Source organism: Gordonia sp. YC-XJ4, from assembly GCF_059511865.1.
Window position 1 is genome coordinate 4,372,798 of sequence record NZ_CM183447.1, and the last position, 14,075, is coordinate 4,386,872.

The window sequence follows — 14,075 nt, forward strand, 5'->3', positions numbered from 1 at the left end:
CACATCTTTACTGTGAAATTACTGGACACTTTTTCTCGTGCTTGACAGGTTGTCATCGATCGCGCGCTGCCCGCCGATATCCACGCAAAGCGGGCACAATCGACACCGCGATGAGCACCACCACCCAGATGGCGACCTTGATGAGGTTCTCGGTCAGCGACCCGCCCGCGGCCAGCGCTCGCATCGACTCGATGGCCGGCGTCATGGGCTGGTTCTCGACCACCGGCTGCAACCATGTGGGGTACGCGCTCACCGGAGAGAACCCCGAGTTGAAGAACATCAGCAGACTGGAGAACAGACCCAGGTAGGGCACGATCGGGGCGCCGGGCTTGGCATTGACGGCAAGGGCAAGGGTCATCGTCGAGAACGCCGCGCCATACGCCAGCGCGACGGCGACGAGCCCGATCGCCGGGCCGGGGCCCTGGGTGAACCGGAAGCCGATCAGGAATCCGGCCGCCAACAAGATCACCGTCGTGATGAGAATGCGAATGAGTTCCGCGGCGATCCTCGAAGTCAGGTCCGCGGCTCGGTTGATGGGCAGCACATAAAGGCGCGCGAGGAGCCCGGTGGCGCGCTCCCGGTTGAGCCGGGTCGCCGACGCGATCGAACCGAACATCGCCCCGACGAGGATCACCAGCGGCACCGTGCCGTACGCACTGTTCTCACCGGTTGCCGACCCGATGGCGTCACCGAGCACGACCTTGAACATCAACATGCTCAGGGCCGGGAAGATGAGCGACTGCAGCAGCGTCGGAAAATCCCGGACGAAGACGAGCACCTGGCGGCCGGTCAACGGCATGCTCTGCGTCAACCAGCCGCGCAACGAGGACTCGCTCGGAACGCTCGCGGCGACCGGGATGAGGTGATCGCCGGCGATGCCGTTGGTCGACGGGGCGCTCATTTCCATGCCTTCCTGCTCCCGAGGATCAGCAGCACCACCGCGGCGACGAGTAGTCCGCCGCACCACGCGATCGAGGGCCGCACGATCTCCCATGTGGCCGTGTTGGAGTCGAGCGCGCGCATCGCGATGGCGAACTGCGAGATCGGCTGATTGCGCACGAACGGCTGAATCCATTCGGGAAACTGCGACAGCGGCACGAAGCCGGTCGAGAGCATGCCCAGGATCAGGGTGGGCAGCGTCATCGCCTGGCTGGTCGCCTCGGGGGTCCGCGCGACCAGCCCGATTCCGTCGGCGAGCATCGAGAACAGCACTCCGATCGCCGCGGCGAGGGCGAAGAGACCCACCGTTCCGACCACTCCACCGTCGGCTCGCCAGCCGATCAACAAACACGCAACGGATGCGCATATCAGCGAAACGACGAGCAACACGAGGTTGGTCGCGGTCCGCGCGAGCATCGGTACCGCCGCCGACATGGGCAGAACCCTAAATCGGGTGTTGATCCCCTCGGCACCGTCATTGGCTGCGCGCATCGCCGCCGACGACGCGGCGAACCCCACCGACTGCAGCACGATGATCGGCATCAGGAACTGGCCGTAGTTCATGCCGGGCGCGGAGTCCATGATGCTGCGCAACGGCAGGTAGAAACACACCGCGAGGAAGGCCGGCGAGAGGAAGGCGAAGATCAGCTCGCCATTGCGGACGACCTTCGCCACGCCCCGCCCGGTGAGAGCCCACCACTGGGCGAGTGGACGTTCTCGCGCCTGCAGCGCGCCTGTCCGAGTTGCCGCGCTTTCGCGCTGCGGTGTTGCAATGCTCATGTCACGACCCCGCCCGATCGCGGCGTGGGTCGGTCAACGCCAGGAACACCTCGTCCAGCGAGGGTCTGCGCATGGCTACGTCGGACAGGGCGATGCCGGCGTCGGTGGTCCGGCGGATCACCTCGACGAGGGTCTCCGGCCCGAGCGGCGCGGGGACCGACACGACGTGGTCGTCCTCCGCCGGGGCGTCGGGTCCGATGAGGTCGGCGAACAACTCGCGCAAGCGTCCCAGATCCCGCGAATCGGTGGGAGTCACCTCGCAATAGGCGGCACCAGTGGACTGCTTGAGCTGGTCCGAAGACCCCTCCGCGATCACCCGGCCCTTGTCGATGACCACGATGTTGTCGGCCAGCACATCGGCTTCCTCGAGATACTGCGTCGTCAGCAGGATCGTCACACCGTCGGACTTGAGGCGTTCGACGAGGGCCCATACCTCCTGGCGGCTACGCGGGTCGAGGCCGGTCGTGGGCTCGTCGAGGAACACGACCTTGGGCTCGGTGACCAAACCGCAGGCGATGTCGATGCGCCGTCGCATCCCGCCGGAGTACTGCCCGACGCGCTTGGCACCGGCGTCGGTCAGGGAGAACATCTCGAGCAACTCGTCGGCGCGGGCGCGGGCAACAGCTTTCGACAAGCCGAGCAGCCGCCCGAACAGCACCAGGTTCTCGCGGCCGGTCAACGCTTCGTCGAGCGCAGCGAACTGCCCCGTCAGCATGATCGAACGACGTACCGCTGCCGCGTCGGAGACCACGTCGTGGCCGTACACCGACGCCGAGCCCTTGTCCGGTTGGAGAAGAGTGCACAGCATGTTCACGGTGGTCGTCTTACCCGCCCCGTTCGGACCGAGAATGGCGACGATGCTCCCCCGCGCAACGGTGAAGCTCACCTCCTCGACGGCCACCATGTCCTTGAACCGCTTGTGCAGGCCGCTCGCGACGATCGCCGGCGGCTCGTCGGATGACCGAGTGCGAGCGTCGGCGACAGCACCGACGTCCTCGCGGTAGGACGCCTGTGGCTGTGGCCGTGCCGTGGGCGGGCGCGGTGGCTGATCGCGACCCGGCCGCAACGGGTCGGACGTCGAGGGAACGACAGGTGCAGGGCGCGGTGGTGGCGCCGCCCACGTCGGCGGAGCTGCCGTCGCGAACGATTCCGGTGGATTCGGAGCGGGCCTGGTCTCCCGTGGCGTCGCGACGGCAGGGTCCGTCACGGAGTCAGCTCCGGGTATCGGCGCTGCGCGCGCCCACGTACTCATCGAGTCCGGACGGCTCTGCGAGTCCGGCACATGGCCATTCGTGCTGACAGGGCGCCCATTTCGGGACTGCGGGGACGCGCCGTACTCGCCGCGGTCGGGCGACGTCGCCGTAGACCCCGGAGCCCGGACCGGCCCGGATGGTCGGTTCGTCACCGCTTCTCCGGCGATCGTTCGCGCGGAGTCGGGCATCGGAGCACGGGCCTCGCCGTTGGCACGCTCCTGTCGCCACCGACGCAACTGTTCCTCGACCGGATCCGGGCTCTGGAACGGATCGGGTTCGTCGGCGCCCGGCGCACTCGTGTTCCGACGATGCCGTGGCTCGCTCACTGCGCCAGGCCTCTGAGTATCGGACATGTGGTTCCTCTACGGTCGGTGACGCACGGGCTCGCAACTGGGTCGGCGCACGCCTGCATCAGAGCAGTGTCCCGGCGTGGAGCCCACCGAGGGCACTCACACACATGGCGCCACCTCTCCGTCCAAACGTACGCACGCACGCCACCTTCCCGACCACCTCTGCATGTCTGTCGCCCATCGAGGCCCAAGAGTTACCGGTACCTCACGGCGGCGTCGCAACGCCCACCGGGGCGGCGACCTCCTGAGGACACCGTCCGTGGTCGTCCAACCAGCGACGAAAGCACTTGCTTCGCAATTGTCGGCTCGCACAATCGGGCACTTCTCAACCAACGGTCAAGATACGTGATGAATCCACCTCCTCGGCAACAATTCCCGGGGGCCGTGTCGCTGTGGGCGCATTCAGGAGGAAGTATTCACGCCGACGACCTGGCGTAATGCCGACGGAACCACGAAATATGTCGGGTATGCTCCGTGAAGGACACATGTCGAGATCCGGATGTCGGGGGATTTTGTGACGACTCTATCGGTGGCGGTTCCTGCACATAACGAGCAATCAAACCTCACTGAGTGTTTGGACCATTTGCTTGACCAGACCCGCCCAATCGACGAAGTCATTGTTGTGGACAATGGTTCGACCGACGCCACGCCGCGGATCGTCGACGAGTACGCCGCGCACGATCGCCGGGTACGTCGGGTGGTCGAGCCCAAACCGGGCGTCCATGCCGCTCGACGGCGCGGCTTGGACGAGGCGGCGTCAGACCTGGTCGCCAAGGTGGACGCGGACACGCATGTGGGCAGGGACTGGGCACAGATCGTCGTGGAATTCTTCTCGAGTAGTCGGGGCTCCGATTTCTCCGCACTCACCGGCCCGTTCCTGATGTGGGACGCCCCGGCGTACAGCCTTCAGAAACGGCTGTTCGAGCGCAGCTTCCGCAGGATCGACCAGGAAGACCTGGTCACATCGATCCACGGACCCGCGTATGTACTTCGGCGAGAAACCTGGCAGACAATCCGAGATCACCTACACGATGACGAACCAGGCGTCTGGGAGGACCTCGACATCAGCTTGGCGATGAAGAAAAAGGGCTTGCACACCGCGCTTGAGCCTCGACTTCTCGCCGACAGCTCTTGTCGACGGCTTCGGGTATCGCCCTGGCGAAACCTCCACTACATGATGGGCGGTCGTACCACTGCTCGCGCCCACGGCGACCGCGAACTGACGCGGTCGATGACTGCCGATCTGCCCATCCGAGTGCTTACACACGTATATTTTTGGGCCTTGCTCAGGCCGTGGGACAACACAAGCCGCACGTGGCGACCGCATCGGTACTTCACCCGACTATCAGGCTTTTAGCCTCGGACAGGCAGAAGCCAGCGCGTGCCATCGCGCACATTACCCTCGAACCCATGCCTCTCGACAGAACCGGCGCAGAAGCCGACATCTCCCAAGTTGCCGACGCGCAGCGGTACCAGATCAGCGTCGACGAACAGATCGCCGGATTCACCGCCTATCGCGAACGCGAGCACGACGGCGCGACCGAACGCATCTTCTTCCACACCGAGGTGGACGAGAAGTTCGGCGGACGCGGCCTGGCCACCATCCTGATCGAGCAGGCTCTCACCGACACGCGGGCGCATGGCAAGGTCATCGTGGGTGTCTGCCCGCTGGTCGCGGCTTTCCTGAAGAAGCACCACGAGTTCGACGGCGACACCCGCCCGGTGCGTGAGGAGACGATCAACTGGTTGCAAACCGCTATCGGACGCTGAGCGGCGCCAACATGGACGAATGGAATACGTCCCGCCTCGGCAGTCGATCGCGCGGGGTGTGCGGCGCATATGGTTCGAAGTCGCCGGTCCTTGTGCGGTTACAGGTGCGCAACACCCTCATCGCATTCGCTCCGATTGCCGCTATCGTACGGGCGACGTAGACCATCGACCGTGTGGAGGGAATGACGGTGAAGCTGAGCCTCGTCATACCGGTGTACAACGAAGAACGCCAGATCCGCGAGTGCCTCGAGCACATCATCGGGCAAACACGCCCCGTAGATGAGTGCGTAATAGTCGACAACAATTCGACCGACGAAACATTGCGAATCGTCAGCGAGTTCGGCGGTCGGCTACCCATCCGAGTCATTGTCGAGAAGCGACAAGGAGTCGCATGGGCTAGACGAGCTGGGGCAATCGCAGCGACAGGAGAGATTCTCGGTCAGATCGACGCAGACTCCAGACTCGAGGCCGACTGGGCTGAGACGGTCGACGCATACTTCACCAACAACCCAGAGGTTGATGGGGTCAGTGGCCCCTTCTATTTCTTTGATTCGCCGATGACCGACCGGGCCAGGAGGAAAGTTCGGGAGAATGCCGAACGCCATGGTCACAGCGACGTGGGGGGAACGACGGGTCTATCCGGCGGCAATTCCGCGCTGCGTCGCACTGCTTGGCTTCGAGCCGAGCCGTTGATGAAGAATCTGGCCAGAACGCATGAGGATGTAGATCTTTCATACGCTCTCCGGGAGTCGAACGCCCAGCTCAGGCATCTGCCGGGCATGATCGTCTCCATATCGACACGTAGATATGAGGCGTCCATGGCGTCAAATTGGAAATACCTATCGGCCACCATACGAACTCAGAGAGCTCACGGCGACCACAAGGCCGCTGCGATCCAGACTGCACTTCTCCCCATCAACATGGTGCAGTTCTCGATCGCAGGTCTCGTCTTTCGGCCCTACGACCCCGAGACGAAGCAATGGAAACCGTGGTCCCGGCGTACTCGTGACCGCGTATCTCCGGTGACCTCGTGATGCACGCACACACAAGCGCAACGTTCACGGGTGCCAACCACCTTGTCGGCAGATCAATTGATCAACTTTTCACCGATGTGGGGCCCTAAGTCCCTGTCGGTCCCCGCGGCAGTCCCCTACTCTTGAACCTGTGAGCGGGGGTGGACGACCGCTCACCGCGACGGTTGGGCAGACCCGCCGGCCACCTCTCCGGGCGTGGCACCGCAACCGATCACCGGCCCGTCCGACGCTCTGCGTCGGGCGGGCCGAGTCGCATCCGGACCCTGCCGGCGACCATCGGACATGTCGGACTCGCACCCTAGACTGACGGCGTGGCGTTGATGGTTGGTCAAGAATTCGCGGGATATCGGATCGTCCGGGTACTGGGCGCCGGCGGCATGGGCGAGGTGTACCTGGCCCAACACCCGCGCCTGCCACGCCTCGACGCGCTCAAGGTGTTGCCGGCGAACCTTTCGTCGGACGATGCCTTCCGCCGTCGATTCACCCGCGAAGCCGATCTCGCAGTGCGGCTCGACCATCCGAACGTCGTCAACGTCTACGACCGCGGAGAGCACGACGGTCAGCTGTGGATCGCCATGCGCTACGTCGAGGGTCTCGATGCCTCCGAACTGTTGACGTCGCATCCCAGCGGTTTACCGGTCGATGAGGTCGTTCACATCGTCTCCGCGGTCGCCGACGCTCTCGACCATGCCCACTCCCAGAACCTGCTGCACCGCGACGTCAAGCCCGCCAACATCCTGCTCACCGACGCCGCCGGTCCGTCCGGACTCCGCCGCGTTCTGCTCGCCGATTTCGGAATCGCGCGCCCCATTCTCGACGACGCCCGCCTGACCGCCACGAACCTCACGGTCGGCTCATTCGCCTACTCCTCACCCGAGCAGCTTGCCGCCGAGAAGCTCGACGGGCGCGCCGATCAGTACTCACTCGCCTGCACCGCCTACCAGCTGCTCAGTGGCGCAACGCCTTTTGTCGATACGAACGCCGCCGCACTGATACGACTGCACATGACTGAGACTCCGCCGCCGATCACTACTCGGCGCTCCGACCTGTCACCGAGGGTCGATCAAGTCCTGCATCGGGCACTCGCCAAGGACCCCAACCGCCGGTATGCGAGTTGCACAGAGTTCGCCGCCGAGCTCGGAGCTGCGCTCACGGCCACAAAGTCCGTCCCCACCGTCGCTCCCCCGGCCCCGTTCCGACCCGCCCCACAGCACACCGACACGAGCAAGCGGGAATCACGGCCGCCGAGTACCGGACCACAGACGATCACATCATCACGGAGCACTCCGCACCCGGGGCATTCGTCGTTGCCACCCATCGCCACCGGCGTGACTCCGGCGCCGTACCCACCGACGTATACGCCGTCGTCGTACGCGGTGACCGCGCATGGGCCGGCTGCCGCCTTTCCCGCGGCTCCCAACCAACGAGCCAACAGTTATGCCCTGTGGTCGCTGCTCACAGCGTTGGCGTCGTTTGTCGGCAGCTGTCTGTTCGGCGTCGGCGGCATACTGCTTGGCGGAGCATCGATCTACCTGGGCGTCACCAGCTTGAAAATGACCAACGCACAATTGCCGCCGGGTGCGCTACCGCAATCCAACAAGCGCGGTCTCGCCATTGCCGGCATCGTCGTCGGAATTCTCGGACTGTTGTTCAGCATCGTGATGCTTGCGGCGTTCATCGCCACCATCTGACTCGACGTGCCCCTGCCGATACGTCTGCGGCCCGCCTCCCTTGGGAAAGCGGGCCGCAGACGTATGTACAGCGTTCAGATCAGCCTTACTTGGCCTTCTCCAGCACCTCGACGAGTCGCCAGTGCTTGGTCGCCGACAGCGGGCGGGTCTCCATGATCCGCACACGGTCGCCGACGCCGGCATCGCCGTTCTCGTCGTGGGCCTTGACCTTGCTCGTGGTCCGGATGATCTTGCCGTACAGCGCGTGACGCTTACGGTCTTCCAGCTCGACCACGATGGTCTTCTGCATCTTGTCGCTGACGACGTAGCCGATCCGCTCCTTGCGGCGGTTACGCTCGGCGGTCGCCGATGCTTCTTGGGTTTCGGTCACCTTCTGGTCCTCACTCATGCGTCATCACCATCCGGTCCCGACGCCAGACCGAGCTCGCGCTCCCGCATCACGGTGTAGATGCGCGCGATCTCGCGACGCACCGTCCGCAGACGCCGGTTGTTGTCGAGCTGACCGGTGGCCATCTGGAACCGAAGGTTGAAGAGCTCTTCCTTCGACTCTTTCAAGCGGTCGACCAGATCGGTGTCACTGAGGTCACGCAGCTCGGCTGCGGCAACTCCGAGTCCCATCAGAACTGCTCCTCTCTGGTCACGATTCGGGTCTTGATCGGGAGCTTGTGCTGCGCGCGGCGCAGGGCCTCGCGAGCGATCTCCTCGTTCGGGTAGGTCATCTCGAACAGCACGCGACCCGGCTTGACCGGGGCGACCCACCACTCGGGAGAACCCTTACCCGAACCCATGCGGGTTTCGGCCGGCTTCTTGGTGAGCGGACGGTCCGGGAAGATGTTGATCCAGACCTTGCCGCCACGCTTGATGTGCCGGTTGATGGCGATACGAGCGGACTCGATCTGACGGTTGGTGATGTAGGCGCCTTCCAGAGCCTGGATGCCGAAATCACCGAACGTCACCTTGGTACCGCCCGACGCCTGACCCTTCAGGCTCGGGTGATGCTGCTTGCGGTGCTTGACCCGCCGTGGGATCAACATTGCCTAGCCCTCCTGCTTCTCTGCACCGGCTGCTGCCGTCGCCTCAGCGGGGGCCTCGGCAGCGCGACCGGCGTCGGTGCTCGTGGCCGTGGTGCCCGAGGCACCGCTGCGGCGGGGACGGCTCGGCCGACGCGGACGACGGTCTTCTGCGGCCGGCGCGGCTGCGGACAGCTCACGCTTGCCACCGACGATGTCGCCCTTGTAGATCCACACCTTCACGCCGATCCGGCCGAAGGTGGTCTTGGCCTCGTGCAAGCCGTAGTCGATGTCGGCGCGCAGGGTGTGCAGGGGCACACGGCCTTCGCGGTAGAACTCGCTGCGGCTCATCTCCGCGCCGCCCAGGCGACCCGAGCACTGCACCCGGATGCCCTTGACGTTGGGCTGACGCATCGCCGACTGGATGGCCTTGCGCATCGCGCGACGGAACGCCACACGGTTGCTCAGCTGCTCGGCGACACCCTGGGCCACCAGCTGGGCCTCGGACTCAGGGTTCTTGACCTCGAGGATGTTCAGCTGGACCTGCTTGCCGGTCAGCTTCTCCAGCTCGCCGCGGATGCGATCGGCCTCGGCGCCGCGGCGACCGATGACGATGCCCGGGCGGGCGGTGTGGATGTCGACACGAACCCGGTCACGGGTGCGCTCGATCTCCACCTTGGCGATGCCGGCGCGCTCGAGCCCCTGCGAGAGGAGCTTGCGGATGGCGACATCCTCTTTCACGTACTCCGCGTACTGCTTGTCGGCGTACCACCGGCTGTTCCAGTCGGTGGTGATGCCCAGACGGAAGCCGTGCGGGTTGATTTTCTGGCCCACTACTAGGCTCCCTTCTTCTTCGGCTGACGCGAACGACCGCGACCGCCGGCGGCGGCCTTCTCCGGCAGGCTCTCCACGACCACGGTGATGTGGCTGGTGCGCTTGCGGATACGGAACGCGCGGCCCTGCGCACGCGGCTGGAACCGCTTCATGGTCGGGCCCTCGTCGGCGTAAGCCGTGGCGACGACCAGGCTCCGGCGATCGAGGTCCTGGTTGTTCTCGGCGTTGGCGACCGCGCTGGCGAGCACCTTGTACACGGGCTCCGACGCCGACTGCGGCGCGAACCGCAGGATGTCGAGGGCCTCGTCGACGTTCTTGCCGCGGATCAGGTCGAGCACGCGGCGTGCCTTCATCGGCGTCACGCGCACGAACTTGGCCGTGGCCTTCGCGGTGGGATTATCGGTCTGCGTAGTCATTACCGGCGCTTCGCTTTCCGGTCATCCTTGATGTGACCCTTGAAGGTACGGGTGGGGGCGAACTCGCCCAACTTGTGCCCGACCATGTTGTCCGAGACGAACACCGGGACATGCTTGCGACCGTCGTGGACGGCGAAGGTGTGTCCGATGAAGTCGGGGATGATGGTCGAACGGCGCGACCAGGTCTTGATGACCTGCTTGGTGCCCTTCTCGTTCTGTGCGTCGACCTTGGCAAGCAGGTGGTCGTCGACGAACGGGCCCTTCTTGAGGCTGCGTGGCATTCTCTAACTCCCTCCTGTGCTTATCGCTTGTTCTTGCCGGTACGACGGCGACGGACGATGAGCTTGTCGCTCGCCTTGTTCTTGCGGGTGCGGCCTTCCGGCTGACCCCACGGGCTGACCGGGTGACGACCACCGGAGGTCTTGCCCTCGCCACCACCGTGCGGGTGGTCGACCGGGTTCATGACCACACCACGGACGGTCGGGCGCTTGCCCTTCCACCGCATGCGGCCGGCCTTGCCCCAGTTGATGTTGCTCTGCTCGGCGTTGCCGACCTCGCCGACGGTGGCGCGGCAGCGCACGTCGACGCGACGGATCTCACCGGAGGGCATACGCAGGGTCGCGTAGGCGCCCTCCTTGCCGAGCAGCTGGATCGACGCACCGGCCGAGCGGGCCATCTTCGCGCCGCCACCCGGGCGCAGCTCGACGGCGTGCACCTGGGTACCGGTCGGGATGTTGCGCAGCGGCAGATTGTTGCCGGGCTTGATGTCGGCGGTCGGACCGCTTTCCACCACGTCGCCCTGCTTGAGGTTCTTGGGCGCGATGATGTAGCGCTTCTCGCCGTCGACGTAGTGCAGCAACGCAATCCGCGCGGTGCGGTTCGGGTCGTACTCGATGTGTGCGACCTTGGCGTTGACGCCGTCCTTGTCGTTACGACGGAAGTCGATCAGACGGTAGGCACGCTTGTGACCGCCACCCTTGTGACGAGTGGTGATGCGACCGTGCGCGTTACGACCGCCGCGTCCGTGGAGCGGGCGGACCAGCGACTTCTCCGGATGGTCACGGGTGATCTCGGCGAAATCCGAGCCGGACGACCCGCGACGACCGGGTGTCGTCGGCTTGTATTTACGAATAGCCATGTGAAAGTCCCTCTATTCCAAGAGTCCCGGTCAGCTGACCGAGCCTCCGAAGATCTCGATGGGCTTGCTGTCGGCGGTCAGCGTCACGAACGCGCGCTTGGTGGAGCGGCGCTGGCCGTAGCCGAAGCGGGTCCGCTTGCGCTTGCCCTGCCGGTTCGCGGTGTTGACGCTGTCGACGGTCACGTCGAAGATCTGCTCGACGGCGATCTTGATCTGCGTCTTGTTGGAGTCCGGGTGCACCAGGAAGGTGTACACGTTCTCCTCCATGAGCCCGTAGGACTTCTCCGAGATCACCGGCGCCAGGATGATGTCGCGCGGGTTGGCCTGGATAGCCATGCTCACGCCTCCTTCTGGTCGGTCTTGGATCCGTTGGCAGCGATGTACGCGTTGAGCGTCTCCACGCTGAACACCACCTCATCGGCGTCGAGGACGTCGTAGGTGTTGAGCTGATCGGCCGAGATCGGCAGCACGTTCTGCAGGTTCGCGACGCTCTTCCATGCGGTGAGGTCCTCACGGCCCAGCACCACCAGGAACTTGCGACGATCGCTCAGGCTCTCGAGGAACTGACGCGCGGTCTTGGTCGAGGGGACCTGACCGGGAACCAGCTCGGTGATCACATGGATGCGCTCGTTGCGAGCCCGATCGCTCAGCGCGCCGCGCAGGGCGGCCGCCTTCATCTTCTTCGGGGTGCGCTGGCTGTAGTCACGCGGCTGCGGACCGTGCACGGTGCCACCACCGGCGAACTGCGGTGCGCGGGTCGAACCCTGACGGGCGCGACCGGTGCCCTTCTGCCGGTACGGCTTGGCGCCACCGCCGCGAACCTCGCCGCGGGTCTTGGTGGCGTGCGTGCCCTGGCGCGCGGCGGCCTGCTGGGCCACCACGACCTGGTGCATCAGCGCGATGTTGGCAGGCGCGTCGAACAGTTCGGCGGGCAGATCAACGGTGCCGTTGGTCGTGCCGTCGGCGTTGCGGACGTCCAGCGTCAATTTGACTGTGGTTTCGGCGCTCACTTGTCAGCACCACCCTTCACTGCGTCGCGAACCACCACGATGCCGCCCCGACGACCCGGGATCGCTCCCTTGATCAGCAGCAGGCCGGCCTCGGCGTCCACCTTGTGGACGGTGAGGTTCTGCGTGGTCACCTTGTCGTTACCCATACGTCCGGCCATCCGCATGCCCTTGAACACGCGGCCCGGGGTGGCGCAGCCACCGATGGAACCCGGCGCGCGGTGCACGCGGTGCGCACCGTGGCTGGCGCCCAGACCGGAGAAGCCGTGACGCTTCATCGGACCGGCGAAGCCCTTGCCCTTGGAGGTGCCGGTGACGTCCACCAGCGCACCGTCGGCGAAGATCTCGGCGGTCAATTCCTGACCGACCTCGAGCTCGCTGACATCGGCCACGCGGATCTCGGCCAGGTGCCGGCGCGGGGTGACCCCGGCCTTGCTGAACTGACCGGCGACCGGCTTGGTGACCTTGCGCGGATCGATGGCGCCGTAGGCGACCTGCACGGCGGTGTAGCCGTCGCGCTCCGCGGTGCGCAGCTGGGTCACGACGTTCGGGCCCGCCGCGATGACGGTGACCGGGACGACGCGGTTGTTCTCGTCGAATACCTGGGTCATGCCGAGCTTGGTGCCCAGGATGCCCTTGGTTGAACTCTGGTTGCTCATGATTCTTCGCCCCCGCCCTACTGGATGTTGACGTCGACGCTGGCCGGCAGGTCGATGCGCATGAGCGCGTCGACCGTCTTCGGCGTCGGGTCGAGGATGTCGATGAGTCGCTTGTGGGTACGCATCTCGAAGTGTTCGCGGCTGTCCTTGTACTTGTGCGGCGAACGGATGACGCAGTACACGTTCTTCTCGGTGGGCAACGGCACCGGGCCGACCACGCGTGCCCCGGTACGGGTCACGGTTTCCACGATCTTGCGCGCCGAAGCGTCGATCGCCTCGTGGTCATAGGCCTTGAGCCTGATGCGGATCTTCTGTCCCGCCACGCTGTGTCCTCTTCCGTCAGTTGTTCTCGACAGACGAACACCGCGCACCTGGGCCGGCACTAGCCGCCGGCGGGCACATAGATCACCGCGTGAGAGTCGGGATCGACGCTGTTCATCTGTCGTTGTACGTTGGCTCGCCCATCAGACGAACCGATTTGCTCCGGCACCCGCGGTCGGGCGTGTCGAGTCCGTGAACCGAGACCGGCGCACGCGTTACACGCCCAGTCCCCGATTTCCGGGCCTGGGAGTCATTCACCTGAGCGAAGCCGCGGAAAATCCCGCAACCTGCCGTCCAGGCAACCCGACAAGTATGCACCAGGGCGGGGGGTGGATTCAAATCGGCCCCTGATGCCACCCGACCTGCAACGACCGCGTCGTCAGCCGCGCGAACGACGCGTCACCCGCCGTCGGGGCCGCGGCATTAGAACCGTAGCCATGATGCGCTCTGATCAGACCGGCTCACCGTGGGAGCCGACCATGGTCGCCCTGGCTGCGGCCGGGGTTCTGGGGTCGATGCTCTGCCAGTTTCATCGTGTGCAGCTCGAGAACGACTGGAACGCGCACATGCTCGCGATCGGGTGTCATCCGGTCGCTGCGCTGCCGGACCTGCGTCCCATCTCATGGGCGGCCACCTGTGCGGCCGCGCTCGGCGTGCTCGCCGGCGGCGCGCTCGTCCTCAAGGTGGCGGTGTGTGGCATCCAGGTGCGTGCGGCATGGGTGCCCCTCGCGATTCTGCTGGTGATCGTCGGTGCCGTGATGTTCGCGGCGTCGCTGGCCTCGGTACTCGACATCCCCTCGCACCTGATCGCGGGCTTCGGCACCGACGGCACCGGGCTGCCCTGTGGCGACGGGTGACGGGGCCGATCACCCG

19 protein-coding genes are annotated in these 14,075 nt (G+C 65.3%); 5 read left to right on the forward strand and 14 right to left on the reverse strand.

The genetic code is table 11. The annotated features are described in order from the left end of the window. Positions 1 to 52: 52 nt before the first annotated feature. From AC5ZH6_RS19340 to AC5ZH6_RS19350, 3 genes are read right to left on the reverse strand one after another with little or no spacing between them, the layout of a single operon-like run. Positions 53 to 901, reverse strand: coding sequence for an ABC transporter permease (locus AC5ZH6_RS19340; protein ID WP_020170449.1), 849 nt, complete (start codon positions 899 to 901; stop codon positions 53 to 55). Beyond that, the gene (locus AC5ZH6_RS19345; protein ID WP_020170448.1) at positions 898 to 1,719 is read right to left on the reverse strand and encodes an ABC transporter permease; all 822 of its coding nucleotides are present in this window, start codon (positions 1,717 to 1,719) and stop codon (positions 898 to 900) included. The genes AC5ZH6_RS19340 and AC5ZH6_RS19345 overlap by 4 nt, the downstream gene beginning before the upstream one ends. 1 nt (position 1,720) lies before the next feature. Beyond that, the gene (locus AC5ZH6_RS19350) at positions 1,721 to 3,325 is read right to left on the reverse strand and encodes an ATP-binding cassette domain-containing protein (protein ID WP_240523975.1); all 1,605 of its coding nucleotides are present in this window, start codon (positions 3,323 to 3,325) and stop codon (positions 1,721 to 1,723) included. A gap of 526 nt (positions 3,326 to 3,851) precedes the next feature. On the opposite strand from AC5ZH6_RS19350, the gene AC5ZH6_RS19355 reads away from it, so the two are divergent. The 4 genes from AC5ZH6_RS19355 (at position 3,852) to AC5ZH6_RS19370 (ending at position 7,817) form a co-directional block, all read left to right on the forward strand. Further along, complete coding sequence (locus AC5ZH6_RS19355; protein WP_231386616.1) at positions 3,852 to 4,679, forward strand: glycosyltransferase family 2 protein; 828 nt, start codon at positions 3,852 to 3,854, stop codon at positions 4,677 to 4,679. Between the two features lie 53 nt (positions 4,680 to 4,732). After that, positions 4,733 to 5,092, forward strand: a complete 360-nt coding sequence (locus AC5ZH6_RS19360; protein ID WP_020170444.1) for a GNAT family N-acetyltransferase — start codon at positions 4,733 to 4,735, stop codon at positions 5,090 to 5,092. A 182-nt stretch (positions 5,093 to 5,274) separates the two neighbouring features. Further along, positions 5,275 to 6,126: a glycosyltransferase family 2 protein gene (locus tag AC5ZH6_RS19365; RefSeq protein WP_020170443.1), complete on the forward strand. Its 852-nt coding sequence runs from the start codon at positions 5,275 to 5,277 to the stop codon at positions 6,124 to 6,126. Positions 6,127 to 6,446: 320 nt separating this feature from the next. Beyond that, the gene (locus tag AC5ZH6_RS19370; protein WP_035734744.1) at positions 6,447 to 7,817 is read left to right on the forward strand and encodes a protein kinase domain-containing protein; all 1,371 of its coding nucleotides are present in this window, start codon (positions 6,447 to 6,449) and stop codon (positions 7,815 to 7,817) included. 85 nt (positions 7,818 to 7,902) lie between these two features. On the opposite strand, the gene rpsQ is transcribed toward AC5ZH6_RS19370, so the two are convergent. Genes rpsQ through rpsJ form a run of 11 tightly spaced genes read right to left on the reverse strand, consistent with a single transcriptional unit; the run spans position 7,903 to position 13,204 of the window. Then, entirely contained in the window at positions 7,903 to 8,205 is a 303-nt protein-coding gene (gene rpsQ, locus AC5ZH6_RS19375; RefSeq protein WP_006367920.1) for a 30S ribosomal protein S17, read from the reverse strand. Next, on the reverse strand, positions 8,202 to 8,435 hold the full coding sequence (rpmC, locus tag AC5ZH6_RS19380) for a 50S ribosomal protein L29 (protein ID WP_006367919.1): 234 nt from the start codon (positions 8,433 to 8,435) through the stop codon (positions 8,202 to 8,204). Before rpmC ends, rpsQ begins: the two co-directional genes overlap by 4 nt. Further along, positions 8,435 to 8,851, reverse strand: coding sequence for a 50S ribosomal protein L16 (gene rplP, locus AC5ZH6_RS19385; RefSeq protein ID WP_006367918.1), 417 nt, complete (start codon positions 8,849 to 8,851; stop codon positions 8,435 to 8,437). The genes rpmC and rplP overlap by 1 nt, the downstream gene beginning before the upstream one ends. 3 nt (positions 8,852 to 8,854) lie before the next feature. After that, positions 8,855 to 9,661 (reverse strand): 30S ribosomal protein S3, encoded by an 807-nt coding sequence (gene rpsC, locus AC5ZH6_RS19390; protein ID WP_006367917.1) that lies wholly within the window; start codon positions 9,659 to 9,661, stop codon positions 8,855 to 8,857. A gap of 2 nt (positions 9,662 to 9,663) precedes the next feature. Further along, complete coding sequence (gene rplV, locus AC5ZH6_RS19395) at positions 9,664 to 10,077, reverse strand: 50S ribosomal protein L22 (RefSeq protein ID WP_006367916.1); 414 nt, start codon at positions 10,075 to 10,077, stop codon at positions 9,664 to 9,666. Further along, positions 10,077 to 10,358: a 30S ribosomal protein S19 gene (gene rpsS, locus AC5ZH6_RS19400; protein WP_006367915.1), complete on the reverse strand. Its 282-nt coding sequence runs from the start codon at positions 10,356 to 10,358 to the stop codon at positions 10,077 to 10,079. Before rpsS ends, rplV begins: the two co-directional genes overlap by 1 nt. A gap of 20 nt (positions 10,359 to 10,378) precedes the next feature. Further along, the gene (rplB, locus tag AC5ZH6_RS19405) at positions 10,379 to 11,215 is read right to left on the reverse strand and encodes a 50S ribosomal protein L2 (RefSeq protein WP_006367914.1); all 837 of its coding nucleotides are present in this window, start codon (positions 11,213 to 11,215) and stop codon (positions 10,379 to 10,381) included. Positions 11,216 to 11,245: 30 nt separating this feature from the next. Beyond that, positions 11,246 to 11,551, reverse strand: a complete 306-nt coding sequence (gene rplW, locus AC5ZH6_RS19410; RefSeq protein ID WP_006367913.1) for a 50S ribosomal protein L23 — start codon at positions 11,549 to 11,551, stop codon at positions 11,246 to 11,248. A gap of 2 nt (positions 11,552 to 11,553) precedes the next feature. Then, the gene (rplD, locus tag AC5ZH6_RS19415; RefSeq protein WP_006367912.1) at positions 11,554 to 12,225 is read right to left on the reverse strand and encodes a 50S ribosomal protein L4; all 672 of its coding nucleotides are present in this window, start codon (positions 12,223 to 12,225) and stop codon (positions 11,554 to 11,556) included. After that, entirely contained in the window at positions 12,222 to 12,881 is a 660-nt protein-coding gene (gene rplC / locus AC5ZH6_RS19420) for a 50S ribosomal protein L3 (protein WP_006367911.1), read from the reverse strand. Before rplC ends, rplD begins: the two co-directional genes overlap by 4 nt. Before the next feature lie 17 nt (positions 12,882 to 12,898). Continuing rightward, positions 12,899 to 13,204 carry a 30S ribosomal protein S10 gene (gene rpsJ / locus AC5ZH6_RS19425; protein ID WP_003938093.1) on the reverse strand — a complete coding sequence of 102 codons (306 nt, stop codon included), beginning with the start codon at positions 13,202 to 13,204 and terminating at the stop codon, positions 12,899 to 12,901. A gap of 435 nt (positions 13,205 to 13,639) precedes the next feature. On the opposite strand from rpsJ, the gene AC5ZH6_RS19430 reads away from it, so the two are divergent. Next, the gene (locus AC5ZH6_RS19430) at positions 13,640 to 14,059 is read left to right on the forward strand and encodes a hypothetical protein (RefSeq protein WP_020170441.1); all 420 of its coding nucleotides are present in this window, start codon (positions 13,640 to 13,642) and stop codon (positions 14,057 to 14,059) included. The last annotated feature ends 16 nt before the right edge of the window (positions 14,060 to 14,075 follow it).